We start from the raw sequence: 20,401 nt of genomic DNA on the forward strand, positions 1-20,401 counted from the left end.
TCACGGATCCGACAAGGATCCGACCAGATCGACATGATCCTCTGACGGATCATCTGAGACCCTGTTCAGGCCTGACAAACGGCCCCGGCCCCTCCCGCGGGCGCGGCTCAGCGCAGGCAGCCGGCGACGCTCACCCGGCGCCGCCGGCGCGGATCAGCCGAGGTCCTTGAAGGAGAGGTCGGCGGCGGAGGCGGCGTCCCGCGGGACGAGCGCGAAGCGGGTGAAGCCCGCGGCGGCCGCGCGGTCCAGGAGCGGGGTGAGGTTCTTCGCCCGGCGCTCGAGGCGCACGCGCGAGCCCCGGGCGATCAGCTCCTGCTTGAGCGCGAGCAGCAGCTCGGGCGCCGCGTCCCGCTCGTGGACGAGGACGACGGCGTCGGGACGCTCGACGACGGCACCGCCGATCAGCTCGACGATCCGCTCGAAGCCGATCGAGAAGCCGCAGGCCGGCACGTCCTGACCGAGGAAGCGGCCGATCATCCCGTCGTACCGCCCGCCTCCGCCGACCGAGGAGCCCGAGGACGGGTGCGCGATCTCGAAGATCGTGCCGGTGTAGTAGCCCATGCCCCGCACGAGCGTCGGGTCGAAGCGGAGCGAGACGCCGGCGGGCAGCGAGCGCAGCGACCGGGCCAGGGTCTCGAGCGCGAGCACCGCCTCCGGGTCGATGCCCTCGGGCAGCACGTCGAGGATCGCGGACTGCTCGAGCGCCACTCCCCCGGCGGCGACCGCCTGCTCGATCCGCGCGAGGTAGCCCCCGAGGACCGCGGCCGCGTCCGGCCCGTCGGCCTCCAGCTCGGCGACGACTCCGGTGGCGCCGATCTTGTCGAGCTTGTCTATCGAGATCAGCGCCGGGCCGAAGCGCTCGGGGGCGAAGCCGCAGTGCTCGAGGATTCCGGTGAGGATGCGGCGGTCGTTGATCCGGATGGTGCAGTCCTCGAGGCCCAGGGCGTCGAGTGCCGCCGCGGTCGCCGTGATGAGCTCGACCTCGGCCAGCTGCCCGGGCTCGCCGATGATGTCGATGTCGCACTGCACGAACTGGCGGTACCGCCCCTTCTGCGGGCGCTCGGCGCGCCACACCGGCGCGATCTGCACCGAGCGGAAGACGGCCGGCAGCTCGGCGCGGTGCGAGGCGTAGAAGCGGGCGAGCGGCACCGTGAGGTCGAAGCGCAGGCCGAGGTCGGCGAGGGCGGACGCGTCGTCGACCGCCGCGAGGTCGTCGCGGGTGAGCCCGCGGCGCAGGACGCTGAAGGCGAGCTTCTCGTTGTCGCCGCCGAGCCCGGAGTGGAGGCGGTCGAAGTCCTCGACCACCGGTGTCTCGATCTCGTCGAACCCGTGGGAGGCGTACACGCGGCGGATGACGCCGAGCGCGTGCTCGCGCTTCGCCTTGTCGGCGGGGAGGAAGTCGCGCATGCCGCGGGGCGGGGTGATCGGGGAGGCCATGACGGCGATTCTCCCAGATCGGCCGGGGCGGGCCGGTGGGCGCCTCAGTCCGCGCGCCGCTCCTGCTCCACCGCGCGGATCTCGTCCTGCAGGTCGCGCGTCGCGGTGCGGAGCGCACGCTCGGCGTCGAGCCCCTGGGCGCGGGCGGAGGCGACGATGGCCAGCAGCAGCGGGCCGAGGTCCTCCTCCGACTCGATGGGAAGCGGGCCCTGGCCGGCGTCCACGACGCCCAGCGAGGTCGCCTTGCCGATCACCTTGTCGGCGAGCGCGAGAGCCGGCATGCCCTGCGGGATCCCGTCGAGCACGCTCGTGCGGTGCGGCTTCTCGGTGCGCTTGAGCTCGTCCCACACCGCGATGACGTCGTCGGCCGTCTCGGCCGTGGCGTCGCCGAACACGTGCGGGTGGCGGCCGATCATCTTGGCGTTCATGTGCGCCGCGACGTCCTCGATGGTGAAGGGCTCGGCGCTCTCGGCCGCCAGGTCGGCGTGGAAGAGCACCTGGTAGAGGACGTCGCCGAGCTCCTCGATCAGGTCGGCCCGGTCCCCGGCCTCGATGGCGTCGACGAGCTCGTGCGACTCCTCGATCAGGTAGCGCACGAGCGACTCGTGGGTCTGCTCGGCGTCCCACGGGCAGCCGCCCGGGGCGCGGAGGACGTGGACGGTGCGGATGAGCTCGTCGAGCCGGGGATGCGCGGTCACCCCGCCATCCTCGCATCCGGTCCGGCCGCCGCCGCGGACATCCGGGCGGCGCGGGCGCCCGGGAGCCTCAGGCCCGCGCGAGACGCCGCCGCGCGACGAGGAGGCAGCCGCCGGCGACGAGCGGCACCGCGGCGAGGAGCCCGGGTGACGCCGCGACGGACACCGCGGTCGAGGCGCTGACCAGTGCACCCGCCAGGTTCCAGAGGACCACCGCGACTCCCGCGCCGTCCCCGATCGGGAGCGGCACCGGGCTGAGCAGCTGCGGCGGCAGCGGACCCCGGGTCGCATCCATCGCCCGCGCGGCGACGGCGGCGACGGCGGTCGCGGCGGCCACCGGCACCGCCGCGCCCGGGAGCAGCAGCGAGGCGGCGAGGGCGCCGAGCACCGCGACTCCGATGGCGAGCACCAGCGGGAGGACGGCGTGCAGGAGGAGCATCTCGAACGGGCCGGGGGCGAGGAGCGCCGGCTGCCCCGCGGTCGCGGCGGCGTGGCGGAAGCCGTCGCTCCAGACGCCGGCGCCGAGGTAGGCGAGCACGCCCGCCGCGGCGGCCGGGAGCGCGAGGAGGGAGGACGGCACGACCGCGGCGAGCACGGCGGCAGCGCCGGCGGCGGCCAGCGCGACGACCGCGACCGCCGAGCGTCCGGGAGTGCGCAGCGCGCCGATCGCGTCGCGCACCGGCACCGCGAGGGCGAGCGGGGAGAGGCGGACCGCTCGGAGCCCCCGCCCGATCGCCGGGAGGGCGCGGTACCCGTCGAGCGACTCGGCGAGATCGCCCGTCGCTCCGAGCCGGGCGGTCGCCGACCACTGCCGGGCCTGGGCGAGGAGCCGAGGTCCGCGCGCGGCGTCGAGCAGCCGGGGCGCCGCGGCCAGGACGACCGCGGCCGACGCGAGCAGCACGGTCGCGGCGCGCACCTCCTCCGCTCCGCTCACGGCCGAGGCGAGGAGGCCGCCCGGCGTGGGCGCACCGGGCACGAGGGCCCCGAGGACCGCGAGGGAGGCGAGGAGGCCCGCCGCGAGCGCGGGGAGGCGCGAGGGCAGGCACTGACCGGCGAGCCAGGCGACGGCGAGGAGGCCGGCGAACGCGGCGCCGCCGGCGACGGCCGCGAGGATCGGCGCGGAGGCGGCGAGGGCGAGGAGCGACGCGACGGCGGAGCAGCACGCCGCGAGACCGGCCGACGCCCGGACCACGGGCAGGCGGAGCACCGCCCAGCGGCGCAGATCGGTCGCGAGCAGCACGGCCGTAGTGTGCGGCTCGCCCACCGCGGGTCCGCGCACCCGGCCCAGGAGCACGGCGGCGGGCAGGGCGAGACCCGCGGCGAGGGCGATCAGCGGCTCCGGCACGGCTCCCGCCTCGGCAGCGAGGAGCGCGAGGGCCCGGGCGACGGGGAGGACGACGACGAGGACGGTCATCGCGGCGAGGTAGCCCGCGTAGGCGCGCGGACTCGGCGGAGCCGCGGCGCGGTGCCGGTGCAGAGCCCGCACCTCGGCGACGCGAGCCCTCTCCGCGCGCGTCACGCCCGCTCCAGCTCGACGACCCGCGCGCCCAGACCCTGGATCAGCACAGGGCTGTGGGTCGCGACGACGAGTGCCCGGGACGCGGCTGCGCGCCGCAGCACCTCCGCGACCAGCGGCACCCGCTCGACGTCGAGCCGCTGCTCCGGCTCGTCGAGCAGCAGCACCGCCGAGGGCCGGGCCAGCACGAGCGCGAGGGAGAACAGCTGCGTCTGCCCGGAGGAGAGCTCGTGCGGGAAGCGGCGGGCGAGCGGAGCGAGCGCGAGCGCGTCGAGACCTGCCGCGGCCTCGCGGCGGGCGTCGGCGACCGGCGCGCCCCACGAGACGGCCACCATCGCGAGGTGCTCCTCGAGGGTCAGGTCCCGCTCGAAGGGCGGGGTGCCGATCAGGGCGGCGACGGCGCGGCGGTGGGCGGCGGAGCGCTCCTCCGGGGCGCGCCCGGCCACCGCCACGACTCCCTCGCTCGGAGCGGTGAGGCCGGCGATCACCCGCAGGAGCGTGGTCTTGCCGGTGCCGTTGCGGCCCGTCACCGCGACGCGCTCCCCCGCCTCCACCTCGAGCGAGCACGGCGCGAGCAGCTCGACGCCCGAGGCGCGCACCGCGACCCCGCGGACGGCGACCAGCGGGCCGGCGAGCGGCTCCGGCTCGCGGGGGCGTCGGGCGGCGAGGAGCGGCATGCCCTCCATCCTGCCAGCGGGCCCTCCCGCAGCGGCGACGGCCGCCGGAGCGGGACGGCGCGCCACCGGGGAGCGCCGCCCCGAGGACCTCAGACGGTGACCGGCTCCGGGAACAGCGCGTCCAGAAGCGACGCCACCCACTGGATCAGCGCCCGGTCGCCGAGCGGGACGCCGTCGAGCACGGGCATCGGCACGACGACCGCGTCGGCCTGCTGCAGGTACTTCGCGGTCGGGTACATCCGGCGCAGGCGCACCTGGATCGAGTCGGGCAGGTGAGCGGGAGCCACGCGGACGTTCGAGCCCATCGCGACCACGTCGCTGAGGCCCGCCTTCTGCGCGCGCATGCGCAGCCTCGACACCAGGATGAGGTTCTCGACCGCCTCGGGCAGCTCGCCGTAGCGGTCGGTCAGCTCCTCGACCACGAGGTCGATGCTCCCCTCCTTCGCCGTCGGCGACGACGCGGCCGACAGCTTCTGGTACGCCTCCAGGCGCAGCCGCTCGCTGTCGACGTACTCCTCCGGGATGCGCGCGTCGACGGGCAGCTCGAGCCGCAGCTCGGTCTGCCCCTCGGCGACCTCGCCGCGGAAGGTGTCGACGGCCTCGCCGATCATCCGCAGGTAGAGGTCGAATCCCACGCCCTGGATGTGCCCGGACTGCTCGCCGCCGAGGAGGTTGCCCGCACCGCGGATCTCGAGGTCCTTCAGCGCGATCTGCATGCCGCCGCCGAGGTCCGAGTTGGCGGCCAGGGTCTGCAGCCGGTCGTGCGCGGTCTCGCTCAGCGGCTTCGTCTCGTCGTAGAGGAGGTAGGCGTAGGCGCGCTCGCGGCCGCGGCCGACCCGCCCGCGCAGCTGGTGCAGCTGCGAGAGACCGTACTTGTCGGCGCGGTCGACGATCAGCGTGTTCGCGTTCGGGATGTCGAGGCCGGTCTCGACGATCGTCGTCGACACCAGGACGTCGAACTTGCGCTCCCAGAAGTCGACGATGATCCGCTCGAGCTGCGACTCGCTGAGCTTGCCGTGCGCGACCGCGATCCGCGCCTCGGGCACCAGCTCGGCGAGCTGCGAGGCGACGCGGTTGATCGTCGAGACGCGGTTGTGCACGAAGAACACCTGGCCCTCGCGCAGGAGCTCCCGGCGGATCGCGGCCGACACCTGCTTCTCGGAGTAGGGGCCGACGAAGGTGAGGATCGGGTGGCGCTCCTCCGGCGGGGTCGCGAGGGTCGACATCTCGCGGATGCCGGTCACCGCCATCTCGAGCGTCCGCGGGATGGGCGTGGCGCTCATCGAGAGGATGTCGACGTTCTTCTTCAGCGCCTTGAGCTTGTCCTTGTGCTCGACGCCGAAGCGCTGCTCCTCGTCGATCACGAGCAGGCCGAGGTCCTTGAAGACGATGTTGTCGCTGAGGAGCCGGTGGGTCGCGATGACCATGTCGACGGTGCCGTCGGCCAGGCCCTCGATCGTCTCCTTCGACTCCTTCGCGCTCTGGAACCGGCTGAGCGCCCGCAGGTGGACGGGGAAGCCGGCGAAGCGCTCCTGGAACGTCTCGAGGTGCTGGCGGACGAGCAGCGTGGTCGGCACGAGCATCGCGACCTGCTTCCCGTCCTGGATCGCCTTGAACGCGGCGCGCACGGCGACCTCGGTCTTGCCGAAGCCGACGTCGCCCGAGAGCAGGCGGTCCATCGGGATCGGCCGCTCCATGTCGGCCTTGACCTCGTCGATGACGGTGAGCTGGTCGGGGGTCTCGGCGAACGGGAACGCCTCCTCCAGCTCGCGCTGCCAGGGGGTGTCCGGCGGGAACGCGTGCCCGCGGGAGGCCATCCGGGCGGAGTAGAGCTTCACGAGCTCGACCGCGATGTCGCGGACCGCGCGGCGGGCCTTGCTCTTGGCCTGCGCCCAGTCGCTCCCGCCCATCTTGCTCAGCGCCGGAGCCTCGCCGCCGACGTAGCGGGAGAGCAGGTCGAGCTGGTCCGTGGGGACGAGCAGCTTGTCGCCCGGGAAGCCGCGCTTGCTGGGGGCGTACTCGAGCACCAGGTACTCGCGGCGGGTCTTGATCGCGTTGCGGCCCCCGCTGGAGACCTCGCGCTGAGAGAGCTCCACGAACCGGCCGATGCCGTGGGTGGCGTGCACCACGAAGTCGCCGGGCGTGAGCTGCAGCGGGTCGACGACGTTCTTGCGGCGCGAGGCGAGCTTCTTCACCGCTCGGGAGTCGTAGCCGACGGTGCGGCCGTAGAACTCCGTGTCGGTGAGCAGGGCGAGCTTCGCCTCCTCCACCTCGAAGCCGTGATCGACGGAGGCCTGCACCACGTAGGCCAGGCCCGTCTCGAGCCCGGCGGGGAGGTCGGCGACGATGCGGGCGGCGACCTCGTGCTCGGCGAGGACCTGGTCGGTGCGCTCGACCGTGCCGGTGCCGGGCGCGGTGAGGACCACGGTCCAGCCGTCGGCCAGGCGTGCGCGGACATGGGCGAGGGCGCCCTCGACGCTCGCTCCGAATCCGGGGACCGGCTCGCCCTCGACGCGGACGGCGAGGATCTCGTCGATCCCGAGCTCCTCCGGTAGCACCTCGGCCTCGCCCGCGGCGGGGCCCTGGCGGAACGTGCTCATCGTCCACCACGGGTGGTCGGGAGCGTCGGCGCCCGGGGCGCTGAGCTTCACGGAGTCGCGGAGCGCGCCGAGCGAGATGAACTCGCCCGAGGCGAGGTCGATGGGGGCCTCGGCGCCGGCGGTCGCCGCGCTCCAGGCCGCCTGCAGGAACTCGCGGTTCGTCTCGGCGAGGCTGATCGCCCGCGTCGCCACGCGCTCGGGGGCGAGGACAGCGACGGCCGCCCCCTCGGGGAGGTAGTGCGAGATCGGGACCAGCCGCTCGAGCAGCGCGGGGGCGAGCGACTCCATCCCCTCGACCGGTATGCCCTCGGCGATCTTCGCGAGCATCGCCGACAGGCTCGGGAACTCGTGCAGCATCTCGCGGGCCCGCTGCCTCACCGCGGGCACCAGCAGCAGCTCGCGGCTCGGCGGGAGGACCACCGAGTCGGCCTCGCCCGGGAGCGAGCGCTGATCGGCCACGGAGAAGCCGCGGATGGAGTCGACCTCGTCGCCGAAGAAGTCCACTCGGCTCGGATGCTCGGCCACCGCGGGGAAGACGTCGAGGATGCCGCCGCGCACGGCGAACTCGCCGCGGCGCGTGACCATGTCGACCCGGGCGTAGGCCAGGTCGACCAGCTCGGAGGAGATGCGGCCGAGGTCGTAGCCGCGGGCGCCCTTCACGAGTCGGATCGGCTCGATGTCGGCGAGGTTGTCGGCGACCGGCTGCAGCGCCGCGCGCACGGAGGCGACCACCACGAGGGGCCGCTCGCCGGACCACTGCTTCATCCGCCGCAGCGCGTCCAGGCGCCGCCCCACGATCTCGGCGCTCGGGCTGAGGCGCTCGTGCGGCAGCGTCTCCCACGCGGGGAACTCGACGACGTCCGCGTCCGGCAGCATGCAGCCGAGGGAGGCGCGCACGTTCTCGGAGTCGCGGCCCGTGGCCGTGACCACCAGCGCCGCCTGCGGGCGTCCCGCCTCCGCGCGCCTCTCGATCAGGCCCGCGAGCAGGGGGACCCGGAGGCCGTCGGCCACCGAGAAGTCGGCGTCCCGCACCGCGTACGCGAGAGCATCGTCGAACGTGGAGGCGCGCGACAGCGCCGAGATGATCTCGTTGAGGGGCACGGGTCCAGTTTACGGCCGCCCCGCGGGCCGACCGTCGAGGGAAACCCGAACCGTCGAGGAAGCCCGGGGCTGCGGTCTCCCTCGCCGTCCGGGGTCCCCTCGGTGGAGGGCGGCTCAGGCGCTGGTGTGGAACTTCAGCTGGGCGGCGGAGAGGCCGGAGTCGGCGATGAGCTCGACGGCGTCGGCGGCGTCCGAGACCAGGATCGGGAGCGCCTCGCGCTCCGGGCCGGCGAAGTCCTTCAGCACGAAGTCGGCGGCCTGCTGGCGGCCCGGCGGGCGGCCGATGCCGACCCGCACGCGCAGGAACTCGGCTCCTCCGGTCGCCGCGAGGATGTCGCGGATGCCGTTGTGCCCTCCGTGACCGCCGCCCTGCTTGAGGCGCAGGGTGTCGAAGGGGATGTCGAGCTCGTCGTGCACGACGATCAGGTGCGCCGGGTCGACCGAGTAGAAGTCGAGCAGCTGCGCCGTCGGCCCGCCGGAGAGGTTCATGAAGCTGTTGGGCTTGCCCAGCACGAGCTTCGGCCCGCCCGGGCGGAGGAAGCCCTCGGCGACCACGGCGTTGGCGCGGTTGTGCCGGCGGAACGAGCCGCCGATCCGCGTCGCGAGCTCGTCGAGCACCATCTGACCGACGTTGTGCCGGTTGCGCGCGTACTGCGCGCCCGGGTTGCCCAGTCCGACGACCAGCCAGGTGTCACCCATGTCGTTCCTCTTCCTCGGGGGCGGCGGAGGGACTCCCCCGCCGGACGCGGAACGGGCCCGCCGCGGCTGCGAGCGGGCCCGTTCCCGGGGTGGTGCGGACTACTCCGCGGTCTCGGCGACGACGTCGCCCGAGGCCGGGGTCTCGTCGTCCTCGCCCAGGTCCTGCTCGACCTCGGCGGTGACGTTGACGATGAGGATCTCGGCGTCGGTGACCAGCGTGGCGCCCTCGGGGAGCGTGACGTCGGCAGCGGTGATCTGCGTGCCGGCCTCGAGGCCCTCGACGGAGACGACGATGTTCTGCGGGATGCGCGTGGCGTCGACCTCGAGCGAGAGGGTGTTCGACTCGATCGAGACGAGGGTGCCGGGAGCGGCGTCGCCCTCGACGTGCACGGGGATGTCCACCTCGACCTTCTCGCCCTTGTTGATGACGACGAGGTCGATGTGCTCGATGATCTGGCGCACCGGGTCGCGCTGGATGTCCTTCACCAGGGTGGTCTGCGCGGCGCCCTCGATGTCGAGCTCGAGGATCGCGTTCGCCTTGCGGGTGAGCAGGAGCACCTGGTGGCCCGGGAGGGTGAGGTGCTGGGGCTCGGTGCCGTGGCCGTAGAGGACCGCGGGGATCTTGTCCTGCGCGCGGATCTTGCGGGCGGCGCCCTTGCCGAACGAGGTGCGGACCTCGACGACGACCTTGTTGGTCAGTTCAGCCATGATGTTCTCCTTGGGCGGCGCGCACGCCACCGGATCGGGTCGTGGCCTGCGGCCACGGACGGTTTGTCGACTCGAACGCATGTCAGCGTGAGGAGAAGTCCGTGGCGCCCCGTGGGGGCCTCGCCTGCTTCCACCGCGTCGATCACGGATGCACGTGCATCCCTCGCCGAAGTTCAGCTGCCGATCCTACCCGGCATCGCGGCCGCCCGCCAGCAGGCGGTCGCGCCGCCGGACTCGGAGCCGGACGTCCAGGCGGACCGCCTACCGTGCGGGTATGACGAGCGACGACTTCGGCTCCTACGTCGAGAAGAACGGCTTCCACCGCGACACGAACTACATCCCGACGCGGATCACCGCCGACGGCCGCGACGGGTACCCGGTGGAGGCCGGGCGCTACCGCCTCGTCGTCTCCCGCGCCTGCCCGTGGGCGAACCGCGCCGTGATCGTGCGGCGCCTGCTCGGGCTCGAGGACGTCCTCTCGATGGGCATCTGCGGGCCCACCCACGACAAGCGCAGCTGGACCTTCGACCTCGATCCGGGCGGGGTCGACCCGGTGCTGGGCATCCCCCGCCTCCAGGACGCGTTCTTCGCCCGCTTCCCCGACTACCCGCGCGGGATCACCGTCCCGGCCCTCGTGGACATCCCGAGCGGCCAGGTCGTCACCAACGACTACCCGGTGATGACGCTCGACTTCTCCACCGAGTGGACCGCGTTCCACCGCGACGGCGCCCCCGACCTCTACCCCGAGGAGCACCGCGAGGAGATCGACGAGATCGCCGAGCTGGTCTTCCACGACGTGAACAACGGCGTCTACAAGTGCGGCTTCGCCGGCTCGCAGCGCTCCTACGACCGGGCCTACGACCGCCTCTGGGCGCGGCTGGACTGGCTGGAGGAGCGGCTGAGCACCCGCCGCTACCTGGTCGGCGACACCATCACCGAGGCGGACGTGCGGCTCTTCACGACGCTCGCCCGCTTCGACGCCGTCTACTACAGCCACTTCAAGGCCAACCGGAACCTGCTGTCGGCGATGCCCGCGCTCTGGGGCTACGCGCGCGACCTGTTCGCCACTCCGGGGTTCGGCGACACGATCGACTTCACCCACATCAAGTCGCACTACTACGAGGTGCAGCGGGACATCAATCCGACCGGCGTCGTCCCCAAGGGCCCGGACCTCTCCGGCTGGCTCGTCCCCTCGCGCCGCGAGGAGCTCGGCGGCCGCCCGTTCGGCGACGGCACTCCCCCGCCGCCGCCGATCCCGTCGGAGCGCGTCCCCCTCGGCCACGGCGCCTGACCGGTTCCGGTCGCGGTCGTCGCGGCGCGCGCAAGACCGTGCGCGCGCCGCACGACCGATGTGCAGCCGGGAGACGGCTCGGACCCGGGCTCCCCGGAGCGACCCGGGGCTAGCCTGGGCTCGCCCCTGAACGCGAACGTCGAGGAGAACCGTGTCTGACAAGCCCACCGCCACAGCCAACATCGGAGTCGTCGGTCTGGCGGTGATGGGCTCGAACCTCGCCCGCAACCTCGCCAGCCGCGAGGGCAACACGGTCGCGGTGTTCAACCGCTCCTACGGCCGCACCGAGACCCTCATCACGGAGCACCCGGAGGCGGGCTTCGTCGCCTCCGAGACCATCGAGGACTTCGCCGCCTCGCTCGCCACCCCGCGCACCGCGATCATCATGGTCCAGGCCGGCCGCGGCACCGACGCGGTGATCGAGCAGCTGACGAAGGTCTTCGAGCCCGGCGACATCATCGTCGACGGCGGCAACGCGCTCTTCACCGACACCATCCGCCGCGAGAAGGCCGTCCGCGAGACCGGCATCCACTTCGTCGGCACCGGCATCTCCGGCGGCGAGGAGGGCGCGCTCAAGGGCCCGTCGATCATGCCCGGCGGCTCGGTCGAGTCCTACAGGACCCTCGGCCCGATCCTCTCGTCGATCGCCGCGGTCGCCGAGGGCGAGCCCTGCGTCACCCACATCGGCACCGACGGCGCCGGCCACTTCGTCAAGATGATCCACAACGGCATCGAGTACGCCGACATGCAGCTCATCGCCGAGGCGTACGACCTGCTCCGCACCGTCGGCGGACACGAGCCCGCCGCCATCGCCGAGGTCTTCGACGCCTGGAACAAGGGCGACCTCGAGTCGTACCTCATCGAGATCACCGCCGAGGTGCTCCGCCAGGTCGACGCCGACACCGGCAACCCCTTCATCGACGTCGTCCTCGACCAGGCAGGCTCGAAGGGCACCGGCGTCTGGACCGTGCAGAACGCGCTCGACCTCGGCGTCCCCGTCGGCGGCATCGCCGAGGCCGTCTTCGCCCGCGCCGTGTCCTCCCACCCCGAGCAGCGCGAAGCCGTGCAGGCCCGCGTCACCTCGCGCCCGACCCCGGTCGAGAAGTACGAGGGCTTCGAGGACGACGTGCGCGCCGCGCTCTACGCCTCCAAGGTCGTCGCCTACTCGCAGGGCTTCGACGCGATCATCGCCGGGGCCGAGAAGTACGGCTGGGAGATCGACAAGGGAGCGGTCGCCAAGATCTGGCGCGCGGGCTGCATCATCCGCGCCCAGTTCCTCAACCGCATCGTCGACGCCTACGACGAGAACGCCGGCATCACGACCCTCCTCGAGGACCCGTACTTCGCCGAGGCCGTCGCGAACGGCGAGGCCGCCTGGCGCCGCATCGTCTCGACCGCCGCGCTCTCTGGCGTGCCGATCCCCGGCTTCGGCGCCGCGCTGTCGTACTACGACTCGCTCGCCTCCAAGCGCCTCCCGGCCGCTCTCGTGCAGGGCCAGCGCGACTTCTTCGGAGCGCACACCTACAAGCGCGTCGACAAGGAGGGCACCTTCCACACGCTGTGGTCGGGCGACCGCACCGAGGTCGAGCAGGACCCCTCCACGCACTGACCCGCGTCGCACGGGAAGGCGCCCCCGCCCGCAGGATCCACGGATCCTCGGGCGGGGGCGCCTTCCTCGTCGCGGAGGGAGCTCCCCCGTCGTCAGCGGAGCCGCGCGGTGGCGTCCGGCTCCCCGAGCGGGCGCTCGACGCCCGGGCCGGCTGACCCCTCAGGTCCGGAACGCCCGCGCGACCAGGAGCGCCGCCAGGAGCACCGCTGCGGCGGCCGCCGTGGCCGCCGGGAGGGCGAGCAGGAGCAGCAGCGAGACCGCGGCCGACGCGAGGGCGGGCCCGCTCGCCCCGGCCGCTCCGTGGTCGAGGCGCCGCACGATGGTCGCCACCAGCAGAGCGGCCACGGCGAAGGCGAGCAGCGCGTCGGCGTCGAGGATCACGACCGCGAGCACGGCGACCAGGCAGAGGACGAGCTGGGCCGCCGCCGGCACGCCGGTCCTGCGGTTCCTGGTGGCGAGCACTGCCGGGATCTCCCCCGCGCCGGCGAGACGGACGAGGGCGCGCGCATCCCTCCTCCCGAGGTCGAGGAGCGCGAGCAGGACCGCGATCACCGCGGCGGCCCCGACGAGCCCGGACGCGGGCGTGCCCCGGGTGACAGCGCTCAGGGGGGTCTCCGAGGACGCGAGGACCTCGGGACCGGCCGCCAGGAGCAGACCGGTGCCGAGCGCGGCGGCGGCCGCCGTGGCGATCCCGATGCGCAGCAGGGCGGGGCGGAGAGCCGTCACCGCGCCGGAGCGGGACGTCGGCAGGAGGATCAGGAGCAGCGCCGCGGCGGTGCCGGCTCCCAGCGGCCCTCCGTCGCGCAGCGGGTCGAGCGGCGCGGGGTCCGGAGGGGACGCCAGCACGATCACGGCGGCGGCGGCCAGCAGGACGACGACCGCACCGACGAGGAGCAGGACCGGGCGAGCGGGGAGGCGCCCGCCGCGCAGACCGAAGAGCGCGACGGCCACGAGCAGCAGGACGGCCAGGGGCCGGGCCGCTCCCCCGAGGACCGACTGGGCCGCGGTCAGGGCCAGCGCGGCCGAGGCGAACGCCCGCCCGACGATCCCGAGCCACTCGGAGGAGGGGCCGTCGTGGACGGTGCGCCCGGCGTCGGCGACGGCGCCCAGGGCCGCGGCGGCCGCCGCGACGGCGAGCCCGAGGAGCAGCCACCAGCCCGCCGCGGCGGCGGCCGGCGACCAGACCAGGAAGACCGCCGCCAGGGCGAGGGTCGCATCCGAACGCTGGGGCACGGCCTCACCCTAGGCGGTGGAGCCGGGGCGGGACCCGGGTGCGCCGTGCAGGGCGCACCCGGGGCGCGGGGTCCTACGCGTCGCCGTCGAACATCGACGTCACGGAGCCGTCGTCGAAGACCTCGTGGATGGCGCGGGCCAGCAGCGGAGCGATGGGCAGGATCGTCAGGCGGTCCCAGGTCTTCTCCGGCGGCAGCGGCAGGGTGTCGGTGACGACGACCGAGTCGATGAATTCCGAGCTCAGGAGCTCGACCGCCGGGTCCGAGAAGACGGCGTGGGTGGCCGCGACGACCACGCCGATCGCGCCCGCCTTCTTCAGCGCCTCGGCCGCCTTCGCGATGGTGCGCCCGGTGTCGATGAGGTCGTCGACGAGGAGGCAGACGCGGCCCTTCACCTCGCCGACGATCTCGTGGACGGAGACCTGGTTGGCGACCTTCGGGTCGCGGCGCTTGTGGATGATCGCCAGCGGGACGCCGAGCTTGTCGCTCCAGATGTCGGCGACGCGGACGCGGCCCATGTCGGGCGAGACGATGGTGAGGGTCGAGGGGTCGAGCTTCTCGCGGAAGTGCTCGAGCAGCACCGGCATCGCGAAGAGGTGGTCGACGGGGCCGTCGAAGAAGCCCTGGATCTGCGCCGCGTGGAGGTCGACCGACATGATCCGGTCGGCTCCCGCCGCCTTGAAGAGGTCGGCGACGAGGCGGGCCGAGATCGGCTCGCGGCCGCGGCCCTTCTTGTCCTGGCGCGCGTAGGGGTAGAAGGGTGCGACCACGGTGATCCGCTTGGCGGAGGCGCGCTTGAGCGCGTCGACCATGATCAGCTGCTCCATCAGCCACTCGTTGATCGGGGACGTGTGCGACTGGAGGACGAACACGTCGCCTCCGCGGACCGACTCGCCGTAGCGGACGTAGAGCTCGCCGTTGGCGAAGGTGCGCCCCTCGGTCGTGACGAGCTCGGTCCCGAGCTCGGCGGCGACCGCCTCCGCCAGTGCCGGATGCGCCCTCCCCGAGACGAGGACCAGGCTCTTCTTGTTGCTGGCGGTGATGCCGGTCACTGTGCTCCGCTTCCTCCGGTGGGCGCCTGGTCGGATCCGGTGGGATCCGACGCCAGGGCCGCCTCGGCGGCGTCGGCCGCTGCGGTGCCCGGACGGTGGGTCTGCACCCACCCGGCCATGTTGCGCTGCGGAGCGACGGTGATCCCGAGGGCTCCGGCGGGGATGTCCTTGCGGATGACCGTACCGGCGCCCGTGTACGCTCCGTCACCGATTCTAACGGGGGCGACGAAGACGTTGTGCGACCCCGCACGCACGTTCGAGCCCACCACGGAGGACGCCTTGCTCACCCCGTCGTAGTTGGCGAAGATCGAGCCGGCGCCGATGTTCGACTCCTCGCCGATGACCGCGTCGCCGACGTAGGAGAGGTGCGGGACCTTCGATCCCTCGCCGATGACGGCGTTCTTGGTCTCGACGTAGGTGCCGATCTTGCCGCGGGCGCCGAGCACGGTGCCGGGGCGGAGGAACGAGAACGGGCCGACCTGGGCCTTCGCGCCGATCACGGCGAGCGTCGCGTCGGAGCGCTTCACGACTGCGTCCTCGCCGACCTCGCAGGAGTCGAGCGTGGTGTCCGGGCCGATGACCGCGCCGGTGGCGATGACGGTCGGGCCCTTGATCTGCGTGCCCGGGAGGATCTCGACGTCCGGGGCGAGGACCGCGTCCACGTCGATCCAGGTGGTCGCCGGGTCCTGGATCGTGACGCCCTCGAGCTGCCAGCGGCGCACGATGCGCGCGTTGAGCTCGAGCGCCGCGTCGGCGAGCTGGGCGCGGTCGTTGATCCCGGCCACGAGCCAGCGGTCCTGCACGGGGACGGCCTCGATCGCGCGGCCGGCGGCCTTGAGCGCGGCGGCGGCGTCGGTGAGGTACTTCTCCCGCTGAGCGTTCTCGGTGCCGATCGCGCCGATGACCGAGCGGAGCGCGGCGGCGTCGAAGGCGTAGACGCCGGCGTTGATCTCGGTGAGGTCGAGCTCGCCGGGGCTCGCGTCCTTCTGCTCCACGATGGAGGCGAAGGCGCCGTCGGCGCCGCGGACGATCCGGCCGAAGCCGGTCGGGTCCTCGAGCACGCAGGAGAGCATGGTGAGCGCGTTCGCAGCGGCGAGGTGCTCGTCGAGCAGGCGGCGGAGGGTCGGCGCGTCCAGCAGCGGGACGTCGGCGCTCAGCACGACGACCGTGCCGGCGAAGGACTCCGGGAGCGCCGCGAGGCCCTGCTCGACCGCGCGGCCGGTGCCGGGCGTCTCGTCCTGGTCCACCACCAGTGCGGAGGGGGTGTGCTCGAGGACGGCCTCGGCGACCCGGTCGCGCTCGTGGCGCACCACGGTGACGACGTGCGCCGCGTCGAGCGAGGCGGCCGTGTCGAGCACGTGCCCGAGCAGCGGCCTCCCGGCGAGGCGGTGCAGGACCTTCGGGGTGCGGGACTTCATGCGGGTGCCCTGGCCTGCCGCCAGGATCACGACGGCGAGCGTGCTGTCTGCCATGTTCTTCGCGTTCTCCTCCGTGAGCGCACCGTCCTGGTGCCGCTCCGCCACCAGGATTCGAACCTGGACCGGACAGCTCCAAAGGCTGCCGTGCTGCCGTTACACCATGGCGGACCGCGCGATCGCGCGCCGTCCATCCTGCCACCCCCGCGCCCCCGGCCCCGCCTCGGGCGCGGGCGGCCGTCGCTCGGGCGGACGACGGCGGCCCGGGAGGTCCCCGCCTCCCGGCCCCTCCGCCTCCCGGCCCGTCCGCCTCCCGGCGTCCCCCGAGCCGCCCAGCCGCCACAATGGACGGGTGAGTGCGAATGACGAGGTCGACGGGATCGTCGACGCCTGGGTCCGGGAGCGGCCCGATCTCGACTTCACGCCGCTCCAGGTCTTCTCGCGGATGCGCCGGCTGGCCAAGCAGCTCGAGCGCGCGCGCGGCAGCGCCTTCGGCCGGTCGGAGCTCGAGACGTGGGAGTTCGACGTGCTCTCGGCCCTGCGGCGCGCGGGCGCGCCCTACCGGATGAGCCCCAAGCAGCTCCTCCAGGCGACCATGGTCACCAGCGGGACCATGACCAACCGCATCGACCGGCTGGTCGAGCGCGACCTGGTCGAGCGCCTCGACGACCCGAACGACGGGCGCGGCGTGCTGGTGCAGATGACGCCGTCGGGACTCGCCCGGGTCGACGCGGCGATCACCCGCCTGGTCGACGCGGAGCAGGAGCTGCTCGGCGCGCTCACCCACGCCCAGCAGGAGCGGCTGGCGCAGCTCCTCCGCAAGCTCTCCCTCGACTTCGGCTGAGCCGGTCGCCCCGGGCCCGGGACCGCGTCCCGCCCACGCGGTACGGGACAGCTGCCGGAGCGGCGGAGGAGACCGGCGTCAGCCCTCGAGCTGCTCCGAGAGCTCCAGCCAGCGCATCTCGAGCTCTGCCGCCTCGTCCTCGTAGGCGCGGAGCGAGGCGTTCAGCGCCAGGATCCCGTCGTAGTCGTCCTGGTCGTGCGTCGCCATCTTCTCGTGCACGGTCTTCGTCAGCTGCGTGAGCTTGTGCAGGCGCCGGTCGATCGCCGACACCTCCTTCTCGGCGGTGCGGCGCTCGGCCCCCGCGAGTCCGCTCGACGCCGACGCGGCGGAGGAGGAGCCCGACGACGCCGCCGCGGGCGCGCCCTTCTCGAGCGCGCGGCGCAGGTCGAGGTACTGCTCGACGCCGCCGGGCAGGTGGCGGAACGCGCCGTCCATCACGGCGTACTGCTGGTCGGTGACGCGCTCGAGCAGGTACCGGTCGTGCGAGACGACGAGGAGGGTGCCCGGCCAGGAGTCGAGCAGGTCCTCGATCGCGGCGAGCATGTCGGTGTCGAGGTCGTTGGTCGGCTCGTCGAGGATCAGCACGTTCGGCTCGCTGAGCAGGATGAGCAGGAGCTGGAGCCTCCGGCGCTGACCGCCCGAGAGGTCCTTCACCGGCGTCGAGAGCTGCGCGCTCGAGAAGCCGAGCCGCTCGAGCAGCTGGCCCGGGGTCATCTCCTTGCCGCCGATGGAGTAGCTGGTGCGCTGCTCCGCGATGATCTCGCGGACGGGCCGGTGCTGGACCCCGGTCAGCTCGCGCAGCTGCTGGTCGAGGATCGCGACGCGCACGGTGGTGCCGCGCTTCACCCGGCCGCTCGTCGGCTCCACGCTGCCCGCGACCAGGCCGAGGAGGGTCGACTTGCCGGCGCCGTTCACGCCGAGGATGCCGGTGCGCTCGCCGGGCGCGATCCGCCACTCGATGCGGTTGAGGACGGTCCGCTCGCCGTAGCGGACGGTGACGTCGAGCAGGTCGACGACGTCCTTGCCCAGGCGCGAGACGGCGAGCTGCGAGAGCGAGACCGAGTCGCGCACCGGGGGCTCGTCCTCGATCAGCTGGTTCGCGGCGTCGATCCGGAACTTGGGCTTCGCCGTGCGGGCGGGGGCGCCGCGGCGGAGCCAGGCCAGCTCCTTCTTCATCAGGTTCTGGCGCTTGGCCTCCATGGTCGACGCCATCCGGTCGCGCTCCACGCGCTGCAGGATGTACGCCGCGTACCCGCCCTCGAACGGCTCGACGAGGCGGTCGTGCACCTCCCAGGTGGCGGTGCAGATCTCGTCGAGGAACCACCGGTCGTGGGTGACGACCGCGAGCCCGCCCGACGACGCCGCCCAACGGCGCTTGAGGTGCTCGGCGAGCCAGGCGATGCCCTCGACGTCGAGGTGGTTGGTGGGCTCGTCGAGGAAGACGACGTCCCAGTCGCCGACGAGCAGCTTCGCGAGGGCGACCCGGCGCCGCTGGCCGCCCGAGAGGGAGCCGACCACTCCGTCCCAGGGGACGTCGCGCAGCAGGCCCGCGATCACGTCTCGGGTGCGCGCGTCGCCCGCCCACTCGTGCTCCTGGAGCCCGCCGACGACGGCCTGGGCGACGGTGAGGTCCTCATCGACCGTGTCGGCCTGGTCGAGCATCCCGAGCGTGACGCCGCGGCGGTGCGTGACGCGGCCGCTGTCCGGCTCGATGCGCTGCGCGAGCAGGCGCAGGAGAGTCGACTTGCCGTCGCCGTTGCGTCCGACGATCCCGATGCGGTCGCCCTCCTCGATCCCCAGGGAGACGTCGTCGAAGATCACGCGTGTGGGGTACTCGAGTCGCAGCGCCTCGGCGCCCAGCAGATGTGCCATAGGGATCCAGCCTAGGCGGTGCCGCCTGAGCGGTCCGCCGCGGGTCGATCACAGTGCGGCCGGGTCGCGGCCCCCGGACCTCAGCCCGCGGGTGCCGGCTCCGAGACGGACACCGAGCGGCGGTGCAGTCCCGTGGCACCGTCAGGAGCGGGCGGGCGCTCGACCGTGGTCTGCACCGTGCCGTCCGCGTCGGTGGCGCGCACGGTCACGACGTGGTCGCCGACCGTCGCGTCCCACTCGAGGACCCACTGGATCCACGTGTCCGCGGTGACCTGCTCGGCGAGGCGCGCCTCCTGCCAGGCGCCGCCGTCGATCTGCACCTCCACCTTCGCGATGCCGGTGTGCGGCGCCCAGGCGACTCCCGCCACGGCGACCGTCCCCGCCTCGACGGGCTGGCCCTGGCGCGGCACATCGATCCGCGATTCGATCTTGATCGGACCGCGCTCGGTCCAGCCGCGCGTCGACCAGTAGGCCAGGTCCTCCGCGAAGGTCGTGACCTTCAGCTCGACGACCCACTTCGTCGCCGAGACGTAGCCGTAGAGGCCGGGGACGACCATCCGGACGGGGAAGCCGTGCTCGACCGGGAGCGGCTCGCCGTTCATCCCGACGGCGAGCAGGCTCGCGCGGTCCTCGTCCTGCAGCACGTCGAGCGGGCTGGAGGCGGTGAAGCCGTCGATGCTCCGCGAGAGCACCATGTCGGCGCCGGCGGTCGGCCGGGCCCGGGCCAGCAGCTCGCGGATCGGGTAGCCCAGCCAGAGGGCGGTGCCGATCAGGTCGCCGCCGACCTCGTTGGACACGCAGGACAGGGTGACCAGGTGCTCCTCGAGCGGCAGCGCGAGCAGCTCGTCCCAGGTGATCTCGATCTCCTCCTCCACCATGCCGGTGATCTTCAGCGACCAGTCGGCGGGCTCGACCGACGGCACCGAGAGCGCGGTGTCGATCCGGTAGAACGAGGAGTTGGGAGTGACGTAGGAGCTGATGCCGTCGATGTCGTCGAGCACGGCGCCCGCCGGGACGGGCGCGGCGGCCGAGGCGGGAGCCGGCAGGGACACGGCCTCGCGCACGGCGGTGACGGCGGCGGAGGCGGACGTGAGGAAGCGGGCGCCGATGCCGGCGGCGACCGCGGCGACTCCGGCGATCCCGACCAGGCGGAGGAACGACCGGCGGTCCGGGGAGTCGCTCTCGCGCTCCTCCTGCCAGCCGCGGAGGCGGACGGAGGCCGAGCGGAGCACCGCGGCACCGGCCACCATGCCCACGACGCTCGGCGCCGCGTCGATCCCGGAGGCGCCCTCGCGGCTGACGGCGGCGAGCGCACCGGCGCCCGCGACGACGGCCAGCAGCAGCACGCCGAACGGCGGGCGGCGGTACTCCAGGACTCCCGCGCCGACGGCCAGCAGCGCGATCGCGAGGCCGATCGAGACCAGCAGCACGAGCTTGTCGCCGGTGCCGAAGAGCGCGATGACCGTGTCCTTCACGCCCGGGGGCACGATGTCGATGACGAAGCCGCCGACCGCGACCAGCGGACTGCCGCCCGCTCCGGTGAAGACCGCGACGACCTCGGCGGCCGCGAGGGCGACGACGGCGGCCACGATCCCGGAGAGGATCGCGAAGAGGGTGGCGCGGCGGGACATGAGCGGCACTCTAAGCCACGAG

General features: G+C 73.5%; 15 protein-coding genes and 1 tRNA gene. 3 read left to right on the top strand and 13 right to left on the bottom strand.

Features of this window, described 5'->3' with window-relative positions; all coding sequences use genetic code 11:
* Positions 1-153: 153 nt before the first annotated feature.
* From hisS to GTU71_RS07440, 7 genes are all read right to left on the bottom strand, one after another.
* A complete protein-coding gene (gene hisS, locus GTU71_RS07410; protein WP_104268004.1) occupies positions 154-1,437 on the bottom strand; it encodes a histidine--tRNA ligase in 1,284 nt (427 codons plus the stop codon).
* Positions 1,438-1,481: 44 nt separating this feature from the next.
* Complete coding sequence (locus tag GTU71_RS07415; RefSeq protein ID WP_104222356.1) at positions 1,482-2,135, bottom strand: MazG family protein; 654 nt, start codon at positions 2,133-2,135, stop codon at positions 1,482-1,484.
* 67 nt (positions 2,136-2,202) lie between these two features.
* Complete coding sequence (locus GTU71_RS16420) at positions 2,203-3,651, bottom strand: hypothetical protein (RefSeq protein ID WP_159939571.1); 1,449 nt, start codon at positions 3,649-3,651, stop codon at positions 2,203-2,205.
* Positions 3,648-4,325, bottom strand: coding sequence for an ATP-binding cassette domain-containing protein (locus tag GTU71_RS07425; protein WP_104274329.1), 678 nt, complete (start codon positions 4,323-4,325; stop codon positions 3,648-3,650). Before GTU71_RS07425 ends, GTU71_RS16420 begins: the two co-directional genes overlap by 4 nt.
* Before the next feature lie 89 nt (positions 4,326-4,414).
* Complete coding sequence (mfd, locus tag GTU71_RS07430) at positions 4,415-8,026, bottom strand: transcription-repair coupling factor (RefSeq protein ID WP_104262852.1); 3,612 nt, start codon at positions 8,024-8,026, stop codon at positions 4,415-4,417.
* 114 nt (positions 8,027-8,140) lie between these two features.
* Positions 8,141-8,725, bottom strand: coding sequence for an aminoacyl-tRNA hydrolase (gene pth, locus GTU71_RS07435; protein WP_104233681.1), 585 nt, complete (start codon positions 8,723-8,725; stop codon positions 8,141-8,143).
* A 99-nt stretch (positions 8,726-8,824) separates the two neighbouring features.
* The gene (locus GTU71_RS07440; RefSeq protein ID WP_104233682.1) at positions 8,825-9,433 is read right to left on the bottom strand and encodes a 50S ribosomal protein L25/general stress protein Ctc; all 609 of its coding nucleotides are present in this window, start codon (positions 9,431-9,433) and stop codon (positions 8,825-8,827) included.
* 274 nt (positions 9,434-9,707) lie between these two features.
* Between GTU71_RS07440 and GTU71_RS07445 the strand changes: the two genes are divergently transcribed.
* Positions 9,708-10,724: a glutathione S-transferase C-terminal domain-containing protein gene (locus GTU71_RS07445; RefSeq protein WP_159939572.1), complete on the top strand. Its 1,017-nt coding sequence runs from the start codon at positions 9,708-9,710 to the stop codon at positions 10,722-10,724.
* Between the two features lie 151 nt (positions 10,725-10,875).
* Positions 10,876-12,333 carry an NADP-dependent phosphogluconate dehydrogenase gene (gene gndA / locus GTU71_RS07450; RefSeq protein ID WP_104233684.1) on the top strand — a complete coding sequence of 486 codons (1,458 nt, stop codon included), beginning with the start codon at positions 10,876-10,878 and terminating at the stop codon, positions 12,331-12,333.
* Positions 12,334-12,492: 159 nt separating this feature from the next.
* Here the strand turns inward: gndA and GTU71_RS07455 are convergent, their stop codons facing one another.
* The 4 genes from GTU71_RS07455 to GTU71_RS07470 all read right to left on the bottom strand — a co-directional run bounded on the left by GTU71_RS07455 (position 12,493) and on the right by GTU71_RS07470 (position 16,203).
* Positions 12,493-13,566, bottom strand: coding sequence for a hypothetical protein (locus GTU71_RS07455; RefSeq protein ID WP_159939573.1), 1,074 nt, complete (start codon positions 13,564-13,566; stop codon positions 12,493-12,495).
* Positions 13,567-13,639: 73 nt separating this feature from the next.
* Positions 13,640-14,617 carry a ribose-phosphate diphosphokinase gene (locus tag GTU71_RS07460; RefSeq protein ID WP_104222342.1) on the bottom strand — a complete coding sequence of 326 codons (978 nt, stop codon included), beginning with the start codon at positions 14,615-14,617 and terminating at the stop codon, positions 13,640-13,642.
* Positions 14,614-16,089, bottom strand: a complete 1,476-nt coding sequence (glmU, locus tag GTU71_RS07465) for a bifunctional UDP-N-acetylglucosamine diphosphorylase/glucosamine-1-phosphate N-acetyltransferase GlmU (protein WP_159939574.1) — start codon at positions 16,087-16,089, stop codon at positions 14,614-14,616. The genes GTU71_RS07460 and glmU overlap by 4 nt, the downstream gene beginning before the upstream one ends.
* Positions 16,090-16,131: 42 nt before the next feature.
* A tRNA-Gln gene (locus GTU71_RS07470) sits at positions 16,132-16,203 on the bottom strand.
* A gap of 181 nt (positions 16,204-16,384) precedes the next feature.
* On the opposite strand from GTU71_RS07470, the gene GTU71_RS07475 reads away from it, so the two are divergent.
* A complete protein-coding gene (locus tag GTU71_RS07475; protein ID WP_104222340.1) occupies positions 16,385-16,876 on the top strand; it encodes a MarR family transcriptional regulator in 492 nt (163 codons plus the stop codon).
* A 78-nt stretch (positions 16,877-16,954) separates the two neighbouring features.
* On the opposite strand, the gene GTU71_RS07480 is transcribed toward GTU71_RS07475, so the two are convergent.
* Together GTU71_RS07480 and GTU71_RS07485 are read right to left on the bottom strand one after the other, a co-directional pair.
* The gene (locus tag GTU71_RS07480) at positions 16,955-18,748 is read right to left on the bottom strand and encodes an ABC-F family ATP-binding cassette domain-containing protein (protein ID WP_159939576.1); all 1,794 of its coding nucleotides are present in this window, start codon (positions 18,746-18,748) and stop codon (positions 16,955-16,957) included.
* A gap of 80 nt (positions 18,749-18,828) precedes the next feature.
* A complete protein-coding gene (locus GTU71_RS07485; protein WP_104247360.1) occupies positions 18,829-20,379 on the bottom strand; it encodes a molybdopterin-dependent oxidoreductase in 1,551 nt (516 codons plus the stop codon).
* Positions 20,380-20,401: the final 22 nt, after the last annotated feature.

The organism is Rathayibacter sp. VKM Ac-2762, assembly GCF_009866585.1.
In the GTDB taxonomy this organism is placed as follows: domain Bacteria; phylum Actinomycetota; class Actinomycetes; order Actinomycetales; family Microbacteriaceae; genus Rathayibacter.

Bases quoted from the DNA above. Each gene is read 5' to 3' on its own strand.
- hisS (WP_104268004.1), bottom strand. From the start codon at position 1,437: ATGGCCTCCCCGATCACCCCGCCCCGCGGCATGCGCGACTTCCTCCCC.
- GTU71_RS07425 (WP_104274329.1), bottom strand. From the start codon at position 4,325: ATGCCGCTCCTCGCCGCCCGACGCCCCCGCGAGCCGGAGCCGCTCGCC.
- pth (WP_104233681.1), bottom strand. From the start codon at position 8,725: ATGGGTGACACCTGGCTGGTCGTCGGACTGGGCAACCCGGGCGCGCAG.
- GTU71_RS07440 (WP_104233682.1), bottom strand. From the start codon at position 9,433: ATGGCTGAACTGACCAACAAGGTCGTCGTCGAGGTCCGCACCTCGTTC.
- GTU71_RS07445 (WP_159939572.1), top strand. From the start codon at position 9,708: ATGACGAGCGACGACTTCGGCTCCTACGTCGAGAAGAACGGCTTCCAC.
- glmU (WP_159939574.1), bottom strand. From the start codon at position 16,089: ATGGCAGACAGCACGCTCGCCGTCGTGATCCTGGCGGCAGGCCAGGGC.
- GTU71_RS07480 (WP_159939576.1), bottom strand. From the start codon at position 18,748: ATGGCACATCTGCTGGGCGCCGAGGCGCTGCGACTCGAGTACCCCACA.
- GTU71_RS07485 (WP_104247360.1), bottom strand. From the start codon at position 20,379: ATGTCCCGCCGCGCCACCCTCTTCGCGATCCTCTCCGGGATCGTGGCC.